Below are 18,485 nucleotides of genomic sequence, written 5' to 3'. Positions count from 1 at the left end.
TATCAAAGACTAACCATGATTCAAAAAACTAAACTTATATTTTTCTTGACATTTATAATAGTGTCGAGTAAATTTTATTCTCAAACCGCAGATTGTAATGGCGTTTTGCCTTTTGAAGAGCAAGATGGACTTTTAACGATAGAAATGGAATCTGGAGTTATTAATGATAACAGATGGCAAATTGCAACAGAAACAACTCCTGAAACGGGGACTGAACAAATATCTTATTTGCACTGGACAGGTTCCGAGTCTTTTAGTGCACTTTCTGAAGCTCCAATAATCTATAAAATTAAAATTAACAATCCAGGAACTTATAGGTTTGCATGGAGAATGAGGGTGGGGAAAGGCACGAGTAAAGGTGAGCATAATGATGCTTGGTTGAAAATTGATGGAGAGGATTTTTACGGCATCAAAGATGGAGCAAAAGTGTATCCAAAACCAATGTGTAGTTCAGATCCTAATTTAACTTGTGCAGCTGGTAGTTCAACGGAAAATTTTATCAAAGCATTTGGAAATAGGTTGGATTATGGTTTTGTAACAAATACCAATGATCATGTCTCTCATAGGGTTTTTGTTTCTTTTAACGAAGCAAAAGTATACACGATTACTGTAGATGCTAGATCGTCTTATTTATTTATTGATAAAATGGTTCTGCACCGTAACGATGTGTCAGGAACGGTTGCTTTTGATTTAAGTAATCCTGAATCAGAGTGTTTTGATGAGCAATTGTCTGTTGGGGCACAAGGTCAATTTGAGGGGTTAAAGGTTTTTCCAAACCCAACGAATGAAATAGTAAATGTTACAAACTTAGCCCCAAATGTAGAATTGATATTATCGAATGTGCATGGAGTAGGAGTAAGAAAACTTAAAAGTACCCAGTACGATACAAGAATAGACATAAGCGATCTGGTAAATGGTGTCTATTTTCTTTCAAATAGAGATTTTAGTTTTTCAAAAAAAATTGTAAAAATGTAATCTCTTTATTTGAGAAAAGTGTGTTTAATAGAATTTTATTTTTTTAAATAATGAAAATAAGAATTGCTTTATTGTCTTTGGTTTTTGTAACTCAAATGGTTTGTGCACAAATCAAACATGGGCTAAGAGATGTGCAAGGACGTCATATAATTCCTAGAGGTTTTGTAGTTAATACTAATGATCATAAAGGAGAAGTGTTTTTTAACAGTGATGATTATGCACGTATGGTTCGAATGGGAGCCAATACCCAGGTGATTCGTTTAGAACTGGGTAAACTAAGTACTTTTCCAGGTGGTGAGCTAGATTTAAACTATATAGAAAAATTAGATGGTTTGGTTGCCTTGGGTAGAAATTCAGGGATCAAAACAGTTTTTAAAATGACCGTATATGGGGTTGATAAATTTGTTTGGGAAACGTTTTGGTTGAATAAAAAACAAGAACATAAAACCTATATAGATGCTTGGAATGTAATTTGGAAAAGATATGCTAACAATTCTTTTGTACTTGGTTATGATGTTGTTAATGAGCCAAGAAAATTATCCATGAATATTTCCTACAATAAATTAACTAAAAAATATTTAATTCCACTATATCAAAAAATTATAGATCAAAGTCAAAAGATCAATTCTGATAAATTGATTCTTATTCAGTCAATTTTCATGAATAAGGGTGAGGCAATTGATAACAACCAATATGCAGAAATAACAACTTCTCTAAATAGAAAAAATATTGTTTTTGCTCCACATATTTATCAGAATAACATTGATTTGATCAAACCTGTAATGGATCGTTTTGATAAAGAATCAGATATGTTAAATGCTCCTATTTTGATTGGTGAATGGGGATTTCCAACTTTTTCAAAAACAGATACAGTAGTTAGTGGGGAATTAGGTCAATTGAAATATAGAGAACTCTATATAAAAACTGCAGAGGTTTTTGATCAAATGGGAGTTGGGTCTATAAAAGCTTGGTTTTTAGGAAACAGAAGTATGCAGAATTTCCTACCAGGTGGTCCTTCTACTTGGGCAATTTTTAGTGATGAAACGGATGCTGGTACCGTAGAACGAAAATATATAACCGACGTTATTTCGAGACCATTTCCTCAAATGATTGCAGGAAATATTCAATCCTTTTTCTTCAATCATGCAACGCGAACTTTGGATGTGAAAATCAAACCAGATAATAGCAAAGGAGTTTCAAAAATATTTATCGGAGCCAATAGGCATTATCCTGATGGTTTTTCTATCCTAATTGACGAGGATATAGTTCTGTACTATAATCCTTTAAAAAACGTAGGCTTGGAAACTTATAAAGCAACATTAGATATGGATAGTTCAAATTTTATTTGGGATGCTTTTAGTCAAAAGTTAGTCGTTTTAAAATGGCCTACAACTAATGAATACGTGAATTTAAAAATAGTTCCAGGTTTGCGCAATTTTGAATAATTGTTGCTCTATTAATTTAATAATTTTTTTTAAAAAACAATCTACTTAAAATGAGATTTTTATTTATCATACTAATAGCGAGTTTTACAATGATAAATTGTAAAACCAAAAAGAAAACAGTTGAAGCAGCTGAAGAAAAAACGAAAGGGCAGACCGGAAGTTTTGGGGATCAAGGCGATGGAACTTATGTCAATCCTATTTTAAATGCCGATTATCCAGACTCTGACATAGAACAGGTTGGTGATACTTATTACATGATTACTTCAAAACAACACATGTCTCCAGGTATGCCAATTTTAGAATCTAAAGATATGGTGAATTGGACAAATACGGGACATGTTTTTGATAGTTTGTCGTGGGCTCCTGAATACAATTGGGATCGAATGAATGGTTATTCTTTTGGTACATGGGCTGGTGATTTAGCTTTTCATGAAGGTTTGTGGTATTGTTATCAGATCGATTATCAGTATGGTTTAATGGTGGCTACAGCAAAAGATATCAGCGGGCCATGGAGCAAGCCTATTATCATGCTTCCTAAAGCAAAAGTTTTAGATGATCCTGGAGTTTTTTGGGATGAAGAAACACATAAGGCATATGTAATTATCAATACCGCAGGGAAACAAAAAAGTCCAGAGAATACTATTGAAGGAAATGAAAATAGGATCTATGAGATGAGTTGGAATGGTACAAAAATACTAGACGAAGGAAAATTAGTCTATACAGGTATGGGTGCTGAAGCTGCAAAAATTTATAAAATTGATGGTACTTGGTATATCTTTTTAGCCCAATGGGCAATGGGAGATAAATCTACCAAACCTGGAGTAAAAAATCCTAAAAATGATAGAAAGCAAATAGTATTGAGGTCTAAAGAAAGTATTTATGGTCCTTATGAAGTTAAGACAGTTTTAGAAAAAGGAACTGCTTTTAACAATAGAAGCTGTAGTCAAGGTGGATTAATGCAAGCTCCCGATAAATCATGGTGGTATATGCATCAATTGATTCAGAATGATGATATTCCTTTTCAGGGAAGACCACAGTGTTTAGCTCCAGTAACATGGATTGATGGCTGGCCTATTATCGGAATCGATGAAGATAATGATGGTATTGGCGAACCAGTAAAAAAATATAAAAAACCAATAGACGGTTATCCAATTTCAGCACCTAGTTCAGATGACGATTTTTCATCGAATAAATTGGGCTTTCAATGGGAATGGAATCACAATCCAAGAAATACACATTGGTCGCTTATTGAAAGACCTGGATGGTTGCGTTTGAAAGCGAGTAAGATATTACCAAATAAAAAAGGTTATGGCCCAAATATAAATGAATGGACTAATAATGATGGTTCCGATTCTGATTTTTGGAGAGCCTGTAATACGTTAAGCCAGCGTATTATGGGAATCACCTTAGGTACTGCTGTTGCGAAATTTGATATTTCAGGGATGCAGCCGAATCAATTGGCAGGTTTTGTAAGATATGGAGGAGTGTTTAATTTATTAGGAATTGAAGTTGATGACAAAGGTAAAAAGCACTTGTTTTATATGGACCCAATGAGTGTAAAAATAATGGGACCAGAAATTACAGGAAAAGATTTGTTCGTAAGAACGTCAAACAACAGCAATCAAGCAACCTATGAATATAGTATAGATGGAGAGAACTTCGAATCTTTTGGTCCGGTGTTCACCATTGCTTTTGGAAAATGGACAGGAGATAGGTTGGGATTCTTTTCTTGGAATGAAAAAGACGATACAGGTTATATAGATATAGATTGGTTCTCATATGATTATGACGGACCCAAAGGAACAAAAAAACAATAGGGATTATGCAAAGACTAGCCTTTAAAATGAAATTATACCCAGGACAGAAAGAAGCTTATAAAAAACGACATAATGAGATATGGCCTGAGCTTAGAGACTTGTTAAAGAAAAATGGAGTGAGTGAGTATTCTATATTTTTGGATGATGAAACCGATACACTTTTTGCCTTTCAAAAAGTGTCAGGTGATGGTGGGTCTCAAGATTTGGCAACTAATGAGATTGTGAAAAAATGGTGGGACTTTATGGCAGATATTATGGAAACGAATCCAGACAATTCTCCCGTGTCAACACCGTTGGAAGAGTTGTTTTTCATGGAATAAATTTGATTTGATAAAACAGGAAAACAATATATAGATGTTAAAAATTTATTATTTTCCTGTATTCATCCATAGAGTTATTCGTTCTAAATTTTCGTATGGAGGGTAGATGTATACACCACCTGTAACCAAATCTGTATGTCCATCATTATTAAAATCACCAAGTTCCATGGTAATTAAATGTGTTGGAGATTTTGCAATAGTATGTTTTCTGAAAGTTTGACTCCCATTGTTTTCAAGTAAAACCAAACTTTCAGCACTTGGTTTTTCCCAATAGTTAAATCCACTAACCACAAAAATATCTTCATCGTTATCCCTGTCAATGTCAGTTGCTCTTGCGCTAAAAGCACCAGGGAAATTAATAATTGGTCGATGCTTAAAATTTAAATCACCTAAGTTTTCAAGCCATTGCACCCCATGCCATGGTCGAGGCAAAGGAGGAAGATAGTCAAAAGCATCACCGTTTGTATAAAGAATATCTGGTTTTCCGTCCTTGTTCAAGTCGGTTATGGAAATACCACTAGAGCCATAATCATCATTACTAGATCCCCATAATTGTTTAGGAGTAAAGTTACCTTTCCCGTCATTTTCGAAACAATAAATTTTTTCCCATTCTTGAGTAACGAGTGAAATAATGTCTAAATCATTGTCAGAATCAATATCTATTAATTCAACATTTAGTGGTCCAGAAAGATTTTGTAAACTATGGTTTTTAAAAGTCCAATTCCCTGTGTTTTCTATCCAGCAAGTTTCTCCGTCGTCATACCCAAATTGAGCAGCTGCTAGGTCTATATCACCATCACCATCTAAATCACCAGCTCGAACATCCGCTACACGGGCAATGTTTTCCAAAACGATTCGCTTCGAAAAATTATTTTTTCCATCATTTTCAAGTACAACAATAGAACCAATTCTATCATTGCTAGGGAAAAGCATTCCAAGAAGTGCAACTAATAAATCATTATCTCCATCATTATCAAAATCAAATACCTGAACATGGGCTGGAGCTGTCATATTATCTGCAACGATACTTTCAGTAAATGTACCCTTTGGAGATTGATTTATTATTGAAATGACGTTGTTTTTTATATCGCAAACCGCAACATCTAGCAATCCATTTTTGTTGATGTCAGAAACAGCGAGATGAGATATTTGTGGAGGTTCTTCAAACGTGTCTCCTATAGCCGAGGGTTTGAATTTTTTTGAGATATTTTTATAAAAGCTATTTTCAGTAAGGGCTTCATTCTTTATTTTTCCATCAGGGGTTGAATTTTTTTCTTTCTTTTTACAATTTACAAGCAAAATTGAAATAAAAACTAGAAAAAACAATGTCTTGTATTTTTGAAAAAGGGGTTCTTTTAAGAAATTATTTTTTTGCATAATTATTTATTCTGTTGTTTGGGTTGAATGCTGATGAGGTAGTTGGTGATACAATCAATTTCACCTTCTGTAAGATTGGGTTTAGGCATTGTTGAACTCTTAAAAAATTGAGGTTTTTCGTAATCTGGATCAGAAATTGACTTTTTAATATAAGCTTTGTCAATTATTATTGAGTGCTCCTTGTTGTTTCGAATAACTTTTATTTTTTTTCCTAAAATATCATTTAATGATGGACCATAAAGTTTTTTGTTGTTCAATGAATGACAAGTAATACAGCCCGTTGTAGCAAATAATTTCCCCCCTTTTTTTATGTTCTCGAATTCAGTTTTTTCTTTAGAATCCTGACAACTAAGAACTAATACAGATCCAATTAATAGTAAAAGGTAGACTGTTTTGTGTCCGTTTATTTTCATTGAGTAGGTGGTGAGTTTTGTATGAGTAAAATACGCGTCTAAAATACGTAAATCTAATGTTTTAGAAAGGTGTTTTCTCTTTTTTTCATAGTTTCAAAACTATGTTTTTTCTATTTTAGCAAATAATTTTTTTAGAAATGAATAGAAGGAATATTGTTTGGGGATTATCAGTTACAGTCGTTTTGGTTTTGGCATATTTTTTAATAAATATGTATACGAATAGCCAGTATGTTAGTAGACTTCCTGAGATGCCAAATTTAAATGAATCGTCTGGTTCATTTCAAAAATATTTAAATAGTATTCATTCAAAAACATTGGATAATCCTTCTGCAGATAATTTGGGAGAATTAGGGATGGTGTATCATGCAAATAATTATTTTAAAGAAGCAGAAGTTTGCTACTTATTGGCAAATGATCGTGATTCTGAAGAATGGAAATGGAGTTACTATTTGGGTTGTCTAAAACAAAGATTAGGTGATTCTGAAAGTGCGATTAAGTACTTTAATGATGTGTTAAAGATTCAGCAAGATCAATATATGGCTAAGTATTACATAGCTGAAGCATATAGTCAACTAGGAGAGTTGACTATTTTTGAAGAAATACTTACAGAATTATCTAATATGAAGAAGGAATTATTTGTTTTAAAAGAAACAAAAAGAACTTCTTACTTTTTTATTCCAGTTTATGCCAGATTTGAATTAGCAAAGATGCATGCCAATACTGGGAAGGTTGACTTAGCTGTAAGTCAGTTAGAATCGTTAATTTCTAGCGAAATTTCTTTTGGCCCAGCTTATAAACAATTAAGTATTATCTATGCTGAGAAAGGAGATGAAGAACTAAAACGATATTATTCAGAACGATCCAAAGATTTAGTTGAATATGTACCGCCTGTAGATGTTTTATTGGATCGATTGAGTTATTATTCCAGATCTGAAACGTATTTGTTAAAACGAATTGAAGATGCAGTTAGAAGTAACAACATTAACTGGGCGATGGAATTGGTGAATACTAGTTTGAAAAATGTTCCAGATAGTAAGTATATTGTATCGAAGGCAGTAAGGTTGTTTATGGTTAACAATATGACTGGACGTGGAATCCCTTATGTAGATAAGCATTTGGTTTGGTTTAAAGACGACTACAAAGAGTTGGTTGATTTTGGAACTGGGTTTTCAAATATTGGTATGAAAAATATTGCGAAAAGGTATTTTTTATTGGCTTCAAAAAGTGAAAAAGAAAAACCAGAAACAAAGTCGAGATTGGCAGGAATGTTTTATGACAGGCTAGGCATGAAAGAAAAGTCACTTGAATTGATGAATGAGTTATTAGAACAATATCCAAATGATCCTGCTGCAATCAATGGGGCTACAATGTTATATATTCAAATGGGTGATTTGGTAAATGCTAAAAAGTATTTGTCTAGATTTAAAAAATTGGACCCCAAAAACCCTCGTATAAATATTTTAAGCGGAATTCTTGCTAAGAACTCTGATGATATAAAAGGATCTGTAAAGTTTTATGAAAAGGCTTTTGAGGAAATTTCTGACCAGGGGTTTATAATAATTTACCTTTCTGAGTATTATAAAAAAAATAAAATGTGGGTTGAGCTAAATAGTTTGTATAAAAAAGCAGTAAAGTCTTCTCCAAATAATCCAAACCTTCAAGCAGCATATGCTTCTTTTTTAATTAATTGTCCAGATGAGAAAATGCGTGATGCTATTAAGGCGCGAGAGTTAGGTGAACGTGCGTGGATAAATTTTAAATCTGATCTAGGCACTCAAGTGAGCGCTGGTCATTCTTTAGCATTATCCTATGCGCAACTTAAAAATATGGAAAAAGCGAATTACTATCTTCGCACAACTATAAATAAGGCAAAAAAAGGCTATTTCCCTAGAGAGTACATTGCTATATTAAGTGAAATGTCTAAAGATTTTCAAAAAAACATGAATTCTAACTAGTGTTTTCGATAACATGAGGGGGGGGGAAGTTAGTATATTATGCATTTAGTATTAGTTTAACCCTTTGTTTTTATCAAGAACAAACTACTAGTTTCGAGCTTAAAATAGTATTAGGTATTATAGCGGTGTCAACTATAGAAGTAAATTTGTTGAAAATAAGCCTTATACCTTATGAGGTAATCAAAGAATCATTTCTGATTTTTCTTTTGAGTGAACATGTGTTTTTCTATCCGATCATATGTAAGTTGTTTGTATTTTCTATTTACAGGATGATGTTTTTAAGTGTCTGGTTTACAGATTTATGTTTTTTTGTGTTTCAATAAAGGTTCAGTATAGCTCAGTACGGTTTGCTCAGTTTTGAGTAGGATATTTGTGAATACAGTGAATTTTAATTTGAAATTATGAAATATAACACCATTAATAATTTTATGAAAAATGCTTTTTCCCTGCTCTTGTTTTTAGCAGTTAATGTTAATGTTCATATTATTGCTCAAGTTGTATTAGAGAAAGAGGTTAAAATCACCGATTTTGGTTTGCATTTTGATGGGAGTAAAGTAGATGCTAGTAATTCTAACGATGATGTAAATACTCCTTATGATTACTATTTTGGTAAGAGTATCTCTGCACATGGAGATTGTGTTAAGACTTATGGTAATTATGTCTTTATGACTTGGTATAAGGGTGGTAAAGGTGAAAGAAATGTAATGTTAACACGTTATAATACCAATACAGGAACATCGGCAACGATAGAATTTCCTCACCAACATACAGGGTATCAAAATAAATGGTGGATTGGAGAATCGCATAACACAATTGCTGTGGCAGTTAGCCCAATAGATGGAACCATACATTTGTTGTATGATATGCATGCTTATAGTAGAGCTAGACCTTCTGATGGGAGTTTGAGTGACGACTATTTTAGGTATTCTTATTCAAATAAAAATATTGCATCCGTTTCTGATGCAGACTTTACGTTAGATAAATTTGTGAAAAACAGCAACGGAGGTTATAAGCATCTAAGTTTAAATGGAGGAGAAGATTATGCTAATTTCCAAGCTTTAACATATCCGCAGTTTTTCTTGAACGATGGAGGAGATGTTTTTATGTATATGCGTGAAGGTGGTAACAATAATGGAGCTTATAAATTCTCTAAATATGATGCGAATACTTCAACTTGGTCTAGTTTTACACATTTTAATGTGTTAAATGCTAAAAATCAACCAGGAATAGATTATAACTGGGGACTTTATGGTAACATGAAATATGTGAATGGTAAAGTTAGAATTGGTTTTCAACGCAGATCTGCCAATAATACCGATAAATATCAATATCAGAATGGTGTGTATTATGCGTATTCAGATGATCAAAATGGTTTAAATAGTTGGAAAGATCACTCTGGAACATCGTTTTCATTACCGCTTTACGATGCTGATGATATAAAAGTGATGGAGCCAGGAGATTATGTAGCAACGACACAGATGAATATGGTTTATATCGTAGATGGGTTTGATTGGACGGTAACCGCAAAGGGAGATGTGCATATTATTAGCAAAGTAAAAGATAACCAAAACAATGTAACAAAATATCTACATACTTATAAACCGGCAGGTGCGCAAGAATTCATTACTTCTGAAGATTTTGCAGGAGGAAGCTCAATATATACCTCAGGAAATAATGTTTATATTATTGGGTTAACAAGTAGCAATCGTGTTTTTGTAGATAAAGCTGTTGGAGGAACAAATAGTTTTAGTAGGGTTTATGAAGCTACATCGGGTAAAACTTATGATCATGGTAGAGTTCATATAGCGAACGGAAAGTTGTATTACTATTTAATGGAGAAAAAAACAGGTAATGCGCAGCCTTTGTATTTACAAATTGTTGATTTAGATATTGATCCTACCGACCCAACGGATCCAGCAAACTTTAAGATTCAATCAATTGGAGAGTCGTGTGTAGATAGTGATAATGGTAAACTTGTTATAACAGGTGCTGTAACGGATAGTTATGTGGCAAGTATCAATGGTTCTGATTATAGTTTTACAAAGAATCAGACTATTGAAAATTTGGCTCCAGGAACTTATGGCTTATGTATAGAAGTGGTAGGAAAGGATTACAGTCATTGTTATGAATTGACTATTGAAGAGGCCGTGGATTTATCAGGAAAAATTGATGTTAGCAAAAAGACAGCTGTAATTTCGGTTGCATCAGGAAAAGCTCCTTATAAGGTGGTTAAAAATGGAGTTGAAATTTTTGAGACAGAAGCTTCTAATTTTTCTGTTGAAGTAAACCATGGAGATGAGATTCAGGTTGTTACTAAAGAAGCATGTCAAGGTTCGTTGTTAAAAACGATTAATTTATTGGAGGATATCAAAGCGTATCCAAATCCTTCAACTGGTAAATTTGAATTGTACGTACCATCTAGTTTTGAAACATTAGATATTGAAGTGTTTAATGTACAGTCTCAATTAATATTATCAAAAACATTGACAGTAGATTCAGGAAAAATAAAGCTGAACATAGAAGATAAACCGAATGGCATCTATTTTGTTAAAATAAATTCACACAAACCGGTATTTATTAAATTAATAAAGAAATAAAAAAATGAAGAATTTATATTTTTATATGGCACTTTTATTAGGAGTTTTAATTTCCTGTGGAGGAGATGATGAAGGAACCCCAGAAGAAGAAAACACAGCGCCATCAGTACCTGTTCAAGTATATCCATTAAATAACACGTTATGCATTTATGAGAATGTGCAGTTTGAATGGGAAGCTTCTGTTGACGCGGAAGGAGACCTTATAACGTATAAAATTGAAGTTTCAGAAAATGATTCGTTTTCTCCATTAACGCATAGCACTTTAACTACTTCAACTTCAAAGACTTTGTTTTTAAGTAAAGGGAAGTCTTATTTCTGGAGGTTAAAAGCAGTTGATAGCAAAGGTGCAGAGAGTGAATTTTCTACAGTGAGTCAATTTTTAACAGAAGGTGATGGTGTTTCTAATCATATACCTTTTGCACCAACCTTAATTGCACCTGTTTTAGATTCAGAAATAGAAGGTACAAGTACTATTTTAAGTTGGTCAGCATCAGATGTTGATAATGATCCCTTGCTTTTTGATGTGTATTTAGATATGAATGAGCAGCCAGTTACTAAAGTTTCTGAAAATCAAACAGAAACTACCTTCAATGCAACAGGGTTAACTGCGGCATCAACCTATTATTTTAAAGTGGTCGTAAAAGACGATAACGGTGGAGTTAGTATTGGACAAGTATGGAGATTTACAACTGAATAGTTAACATATATTTTTATTTTAAAGCTGTTATAATGTAATAGGTTATAACAGCTTTTTTGTTTCACGTTTTTGATAGTTGCATGTTTTTTTACTCGTTTGTTTTTTATGTGTGTTAACGTAGATTTTTAAGTATACCGATATTCAATAAAAAATGATGGATTTGTGTCAACTCAAAGCAATAGAGTACAGGACAGCCTTTTGTTGTACTTTGTTTACATTTATTGATAAAATTGTGAATTAAATTTTACACATGTATTTATAGATGAAAACTAAAAGTCTTTTATCAATAGCCAGCTATTTATTATTCCTTTTTTTGTTATCGTGTACTGGACAAAAAAAAATCCAAGCTGTAACAAACTTAACTATTTCAGAAGGGTTCAAAAATCCAACAGGATTTTATGATGCAAATCCAACATTTTCATGGAAACTACCAGTTTCAGAGAACATCAAATCGCAATCTGCTTTTCAGGTAGTTGTAGCTTCTTCAAAAGAGTTGTTGCCTGATAATACTGATTTATGGGATTCTGGAAAACAAAACAATGCACAATCTACATTCGTCAAATATCAAGGAAATGAACTCGAATCACGTCAAAAAGTATTTTGGCAAGTAAGGTGTTGGGATCAAGATGACAATGCGTCTGATTGGAGTGAAATAAATTCCTTTGAATTGGGCTTGCTAAATAATTCTGACTGGGAAGCAAAATGGACAGGATTAGATACAGCAAAAGATAGCATCAAAGGGGTGCGTAAATTTTTAATGCACAGACCACAATATTTGAGAAAAGGTTTTGAGCTATTTTCAGATGTTGCTTCGGCAAGAATGTATATCACTGCAAAGGGTGTTTTTGATGTGCATGTAAATGGACAAGATGTTAGCGATGATATAATGAGTCCCGGTTGGACACCATACAATCATCGAATAGAAACACTCACTTACGATGTTACTGATTTTTTACAGTCCGGTAAAAATGCTATTTCAGTAGAATTAGCTTCGGGTTGGCATTCTGGTAGAATTAGTAGAGGTAGGGCATTGTACAAAAATTTTGCTTCACCAAAAGTTCTATGTCAGTTAGAAATTATGATGAAAGATGGCTCAAAACAAACCATTGTTTCTGATGAATCTTGGAAAGGGACTACAAATGGACCAATTCGTTTGGCAAGTGTTTACGATGGTGAAGTATATGATGCAAATTTTGAAATTCCAAATTGGAGTACTGTTCCTTTTGATGATTCTAACTGGGAATTGGTGGAGGTTGAGGAGATTGCTAAAGATGTTCAACTTGCTCCCAAAAGACATCATACAGTAAAAAATCAAATTATTTTAAATGATGCAGAAATTGTATGGGTAAAAGAAAACACGGCAGTTTTTAATATAAAGCAAAATATTGTTGGAGTGCCTAAGATAAAAGTTCCTATGAAAAAAGGGGATACTTTAAAAATACGTTTTTCTGAAATGTTGTTAAAAGATGACACGTTTTACACCAAAAATTACCGTTCTGCAAAGTCAACTGATTACTATGTGGCATCTAAGGATGGGATTGTTGAATATGTTCCAAAATTTACATTTCACGGATTTCAATTTATAGAACTAAGCGGGTACGACAAAAACGCGAAGCCAAATGTTTCTTGGGTGCAAGGTATCGCACAACACTCCAATTTTGAGAAAAATGGATCTTTTACCTCGTCTCATGATAAATTGAACCAATTGCAAAGCAATATTACTTGGGGTTTACGAGATAACTTTTTTGATATTCCAACAGATTGTCCGCAACGTGATGAGCGATTAGGATGGACAGGAGATGCACAAGTTATTGCACCTACGGCTCTTTTTAATTATGATACTCATGCATTCTGGACGGCTTGGTTACAAAGTCTCAGAGAAAATCAATCTGAACATAAAAACGGATTAGTACCTTATATTGTACCAGATGTATTGCAGAATAAGAATGGCAGCTCGGGTTGGGGAGACGCTTGTGTTATTATTCCTTGGGATATTTATAATATAACAGGAGATATTACTATACTTGAAGATAGTTATGAGTCAGCTAAAAAATGGGTAGGTTACTATGAGTTGAAAGTTAAAAAGAAAGCTTTTATTCCAATAATGCATTCATTTGGAGATTGGTTGCAGCCATATCCTTCTAAAAGTTTAAAAAAAGGAAATAGAGGCGATACACCAAAAGAATTGATCAATACCGCTTATTTTGCGCATTCTGCAAATTTAATTTCTAAAATGGCAGGTGTTTTAGGAAAAACGGAAGAAGAAAAAAAATATAAAGAGTTGCATAAAGCTGTTGCCAATGCTTTTGAAAAAGAATTTTTTGATGAAAACGGAAAGTTCAAACAAAACAGACAAACGCAAACAAGTTATTTATTAGGTATATATTTTGATTTATTTAAACCTGAAACCAAACTAAAAGCTCAAAGCCACTTGCTTGAAGAAATTAAGAATGCAGATTATCATTTAGGGACTGGGTTTTTAGGAACCCCAATTTTACCCAAAGTTTTAGATGAGATGGGAGAAATAGATTTGATGTATGAAATTTTATTCAAAGAGACATATCCATCTTGGTTTTACTCTATAAACCAAGGGGCGACTACCATGTGGGAACGTTGGAATAGTTTTAGTGCAGAAGGAGGTTACAACTCGCAAAGTATGAATAGTTTAAATCATTATGCATACGGAGCGATTGGGCAATGGATGTACGAGCGTATCGCTGGTTTGGCATTATTAGCGCCAGGATACAAAAAAATTAGAATTGCTCCTAAGCCCAATACCAAGTTTTTAACGTCAGCTTCCGCAAGTGTGAAAACACCTTTTGGAGATGCGTCATCTTCATGGGAAATTAAGAATGATTCTTTTACACTTAGTGTTATAATTCCACCTAGTACATCAGCAGAAGTACATATTCCTTATGGGAATAAAGATCAGGTATTTGTAAATGGAAGTACTATTACTGAGAATTCAAATTTAAAATTAATTAGTTCCGATAAAAACACAGTAAAGATTATCGCAGAACCAGGAACTTATAACTTTCAAACTAAATTATAAAACATGTTTAAAAAATCAAATTTGAGAAAATTTTTATTCACATTTAGCTGTTTGGCTTTTTTGAGTTTTGTCGCTTGTCAAGAAAAAGAAATAGTAAAAGAAGCAAAAAGTTTAAAAGTATCTGAAGGTTTTGTGAATCCTCTTGGGTTTTATGATGGTACACCTAGTTTTTCATGGCAATTACCAGTTTCAGATCAAGTTTTAAGCCAGAGTGCTTATCAAGTTGTAGCCGCGAGTAGTCCAGATTTATTACCTGGAAATCCGGATGTTTGGAACTCTAAAAAACAAAAAACAGCGCAGTCTACTTGGATAAAATATGGAGGATCTGAATTACAATCACGTCAAAAAGTATATTGGCAAGTAAAATATTGGAATCAAGATAATGAAGCTTCTAAATGGAGTGCTATTAATCATTTTGAATTAGGATTGTTAGATAATTCAGACTGGCAAGCAAAATGGATTGGCTTAGATACCAAAAAAGAAAAAGTAATTGGAAGTCAAGAGAATATTTTACATCGACCTCAGTACTTAAGAAAGGGTTTTGAAATTTCTAACGAAGTTGCTTCAGCAAGATTATACATCACTGCCAAAGGAGTGTTTGATGTAGCTTTAAATGGAGAAGATGTAAGTGATGATGTAATGCCACCTGGGTATACACCTTACAAAGTTCGTATAGAAACTATTACATATGATGTTACCAATTTAGTGAAGTCTGGGCAAAACACTATTGGAATTGAGGTTGCTGCAGGATGGCATTCAGGACGATTAGGTTGGATGAAAACCTATTGGAGCGATACAGAATCTCCAAAAGCTTTGGCGCAGTTAGAAGTAACAATGAAAGATGGTTCTAAAAAAGTAATTCTTTCTGATGAAACATGGAAAGGCACAACGAATGGTCCTATTAGAATGTCTGAAATCTATGATGGTGAAACTTATGATTCCAATTTAGAAATGCCAAGCTGGACAACCAATAATTTTGATGATACATCATGGGTATCCGTTCATGCGTTTCCCTTATCTGATGATATTCGTTTAGAACCAAAGAGGCACACAACGGTAAAGACTAAAATGGAAGTAACCACGAAAGAGATTATTAAAAAAGGTAAAACTCTAATTTTTGATTTGCAACAAAATATGGTGGGTGTTCCGTTGCTAAAGGTACCTATGAAAAAAGGACAAACGTTAAAAATTCGATTTGCTGAAAAGTTAGCACCAGATGGTACATTTTACACAGAAAACTATAGAAGCGCACAGTCTACAAATTACTATACTGCTTCTGAAAATGGTGTGATAGAATGGATGCCAAAATTTACATTTCACGGATTCCAATACGTTGAGTTAAGCGGATTTGATACTTCAAAAACTCCATCAAAAGATTGGGTAACGGGAATGGTACAATATTCAGATTTTGAAGAAAATGGAACGTTTACATCTTCTCATGAAAAATTAAATCAGTTACAAAGTAATATTGTTTGGGGATTAAGAGGAAACTTTTTTGATATCCCAACCGATTGCCCGCAACGTGATGAGCGTATGGGATGGACAGCTGATGCACAGGTATTCGCTCCGGCATCTATGTTTAATGCAGATGTATATAGATTTTGGGCGAGTTGGATGCAAAGTGTTGGCGAGTCTCAATATGACAATGGAGGCGTGCCATGGGTAGTGCCTGATGTATTGTATAATAATAAGGTAAGTGCAGGATGGGGAGATGCATGTACAATTATTCCTTGGAAAGTTTACTTAAGAACAGGAGATAAAAAAATTCTTGAAGAAAACTTTGAAACCATGAAAGGTTGGGTGAAATACCACGAAAGTGTTACAAAAAATTACATTTCTAAAATGGGATTTTTTGCAGACTGGTTGCAACCGCTTCCGGAGAATGGTGATAATAGAGGAGATACCTCTAAAAGCCTGATTGGGACAGCTTTTTTTGCACATTCTGCAAATTTAACTGCCAAAACTGCCAAAGCACTAGGTAAAACTGAAGAATTTGAAAAGTATGATGCTTTATATAAAAAGGTTGCAAGAGCTTTTGAAAATAAGTTTTTTGATCATGGAAAAGTAAATAATGTTAGTGAGACACAAACTTCTTATTTGTTGGCTTTAGCATTTGGTTTGCTGTCTGAAGAAAATAAAGCAAATGCTAAAATACATCTATTAGAAAAAATAGGTGAAGCTGATAATCATTTGAGAACAGGATTTTTAGGGACACCATTGTTGTCAGAAGTTTTAGATGCAACAGGAGAAATAGAGTTGATGTACAAAATCTTATTCAAAGAGACCTATCCTTCTTGGTTCTATTCTATAAATCAAGGAGCAACAACTATTTGGGAACGTTGGAATAGTTATAGCAAAAAGGATGGATTCAATCCTCAAAATATGAATAGTTTAAATCACTATGCTTATGGTGCAATTGGTGAGTGGATGTATGAACGTATTGCCGGAATTGCTCCGTTAGAACCAGGGTATAAGAAAATTAGAATTGCTCCTGTGGCAAAAGCCCCATTGACATCAGCATCGGCTACATTGAATACGTCATACGGAGAAGTAGCTTCTTCATGGAAAATTGAAAATGGTGTGTTTTTATTGGATACGAGGATACCTCCGAACACAACAGCTATTATTACAATTCCGATGAGTTCAAATTCAAACTTGACGGTAAATAATAAAAAAACAGAGGATATAGTAAATGTGCTTTCTGTTAAAAACACAGAAAGTACTATTGAGTTAGAAGTAGCTTCAGGTGACTATGCGTTTAGAATAGATAGTAATTAAAAACTGACAAAGTATTAGTATTCATGTTTATTTTGGCAGATGATTTAAGTTGTTTGGTAAGTAATCCTGTCATCTATGAAATAAAAAAAGAATAGTAGTTGAATATTAAAACGTAAAAAATATGGTTAGGGAGTTTTTTAATAAAATAAGGAGTAATAAGTTGAGATTATTGGTTGTGTTTTCTCTTTTTTCAATGTTTGTTGTTGGAGCTCAAGTGATTCAACCACCAACAGGACGAATTGCTGTAGTAGCAGATGGAAATTCTCCTGATCCAGATGATTTAGGAGGCACCGCTGTTTCTTTAGCTCTTTTGAGTGCTACAGGATTGCAAGATAGATTGGTTCATTATTCTCATAGTTGTGATTTGGTAAGAGTAAAAAGAATTTCTGAAGAAGCAGAGTATGAGAGACATGCTTTAATGCAAAGTGCTTGTGATGTAACCGCTAGAAGATGGGGAGGATATGAATCTTTAGTTTTTTTAGATGCGAAATGGCAATTAGATAAGACCATAAAAGATCTTGCAAGTGCGATCAATGCTTCTTCGAAAAATGACCCACTTTGGATTGTTGAAGCTGGTGAGCCTGACATTATCGGTTTTGCTTTAGATGCTTCAAACAAAGCAAAGCATAAATATGTGAAGGTGATAACGCATCATCCTGCGAATGATGATGCAGGAGATTTTTATAGTTGGAAACAAATATTAGATTTCGGTGTGGAAGAAGTACGTATACCAGATCAAAACACCAATCTTAAGGTTGATTTAGATAAGTGGGATTGGGCAAAAATGCATAAAGATGCAAGAATTCAACAAGTATGGATTCAAGGAAAAATTGCTGAGGTAGATGATGTTGTGAAATTTCAAAAAGGAAAATGGGATTGCTCTGATGCAGGTATGTTATTGTATTGGATTACAGGTGCTAATGTGAATAATGGATTAAAGGAAGGAACGGTTAAAGATGTGAAAACCTTACTTTTAAATTACATAAATGCTAAGAATTAATAAGAAAGTAATTGCTTCAAAAATTCAAAGCATCAGAAATTTTTTATTCGTGACATTCG

12 protein-coding genes are annotated in these 18,485 nt (G+C 33.5%); 10 read left to right on the top strand and 2 right to left on the bottom strand.

The features are described 5' to 3' along the window. Positions 1–45 precede the first annotated feature (45 nt). From AC2DGP_RS06100 to rhaM, 4 genes are read left to right on the top strand one after another with little or no spacing between them, the layout of a single operon-like run. Positions 46–975, top strand: a complete 930-nt coding sequence (locus tag AC2DGP_RS06100; RefSeq protein ID WP_484492125.1) for a T9SS type A sorting domain-containing protein — start codon at positions 46–48, stop codon at positions 973–975. A gap of 50 nt (positions 976–1,025) precedes the next feature. Beyond that, the gene (locus AC2DGP_RS06095; protein WP_484492124.1) at positions 1,026–2,420 is read left to right on the top strand and encodes a cellulase family glycosylhydrolase; all 1,395 of its coding nucleotides are present in this window, start codon (positions 1,026–1,028) and stop codon (positions 2,418–2,420) included. Positions 2,421–2,470: 50 nt separating this feature from the next. Then, positions 2,471–4,237 (top strand): glycoside hydrolase family 43 protein, encoded by a 1,767-nt coding sequence (locus AC2DGP_RS06090; RefSeq protein ID WP_484492123.1) that lies wholly within the window; start codon positions 2,471–2,473, stop codon positions 4,235–4,237. A gap of 5 nt (positions 4,238–4,242) precedes the next feature. Further along, positions 4,243–4,557, top strand: a complete 315-nt coding sequence (rhaM, locus tag AC2DGP_RS06085; protein WP_484492122.1) for an L-rhamnose mutarotase — start codon at positions 4,243–4,245, stop codon at positions 4,555–4,557. Positions 4,558–4,605: 48 nt separating this feature from the next. On the opposite strand, the gene AC2DGP_RS06080 is transcribed toward rhaM, so the two are convergent. Together AC2DGP_RS06080 and AC2DGP_RS06075 are read right to left on the bottom strand one after the other, a co-directional pair. Continuing rightward, complete coding sequence (locus AC2DGP_RS06080) at positions 4,606–5,934, bottom strand: FG-GAP repeat domain-containing protein (RefSeq protein ID WP_484492121.1); 1,329 nt, start codon at positions 5,932–5,934, stop codon at positions 4,606–4,608. A gap of 2 nt (positions 5,935–5,936) precedes the next feature. Then, on the bottom strand, positions 5,937–6,347 hold the full coding sequence (locus AC2DGP_RS06075) for a c-type cytochrome (RefSeq protein WP_484492120.1): 411 nt from the start codon (positions 6,345–6,347) through the stop codon (positions 5,937–5,939). A gap of 137 nt (positions 6,348–6,484) precedes the next feature. On the opposite strand from AC2DGP_RS06075, the gene AC2DGP_RS06070 reads away from it, so the two are divergent. The 6 genes from AC2DGP_RS06070 (at position 6,485) to AC2DGP_RS06045 (ending at position 18,426) form a co-directional block, all read left to right on the top strand. After that, positions 6,485–8,302, top strand: coding sequence for a tetratricopeptide repeat protein (locus AC2DGP_RS06070; RefSeq protein ID WP_484492119.1), 1,818 nt, complete (start codon positions 6,485–6,487; stop codon positions 8,300–8,302). 401 nt (positions 8,303–8,703) lie between these two features. Further along, positions 8,704–10,899: a T9SS type A sorting domain-containing protein gene (locus AC2DGP_RS06065; protein WP_484492118.1), complete on the top strand. Its 2,196-nt coding sequence runs from the start codon at positions 8,704–8,706 to the stop codon at positions 10,897–10,899. 4 nt (positions 10,900–10,903) lie between these two features. Beyond that, the gene (locus AC2DGP_RS06060; protein ID WP_484492117.1) at positions 10,904–11,596 is read left to right on the top strand and encodes a fibronectin type III domain-containing protein; all 693 of its coding nucleotides are present in this window, start codon (positions 10,904–10,906) and stop codon (positions 11,594–11,596) included. Between the two features lie 262 nt (positions 11,597–11,858). Continuing rightward, a complete protein-coding gene (locus AC2DGP_RS06055) occupies positions 11,859–14,648 on the top strand; it encodes a family 78 glycoside hydrolase catalytic domain (protein WP_484492116.1) in 2,790 nt (929 codons plus the stop codon). A gap of 21 nt (positions 14,649–14,669) precedes the next feature. Then, positions 14,670–17,426, top strand: a complete 2,757-nt coding sequence (locus tag AC2DGP_RS06050) for an alpha-L-rhamnosidase (protein ID WP_484492115.1) — start codon at positions 14,670–14,672, stop codon at positions 17,424–17,426. Between the two features lie 121 nt (positions 17,427–17,547). Continuing rightward, positions 17,548–18,426 carry a hypothetical protein gene (locus tag AC2DGP_RS06045; RefSeq protein WP_484492114.1) on the top strand — a complete coding sequence of 293 codons (879 nt, stop codon included), beginning with the start codon at positions 17,548–17,550 and terminating at the stop codon, positions 18,424–18,426. Positions 18,427–18,485 lie beyond the last annotated feature (59 nt).

This window comes from Flavicella sp. IMCC45537, assembly GCF_057197705.1.
Note: the sequence above shows the minus strand (reverse complement) of the source record. Positions and strands in the feature narration are given on the sequence as shown.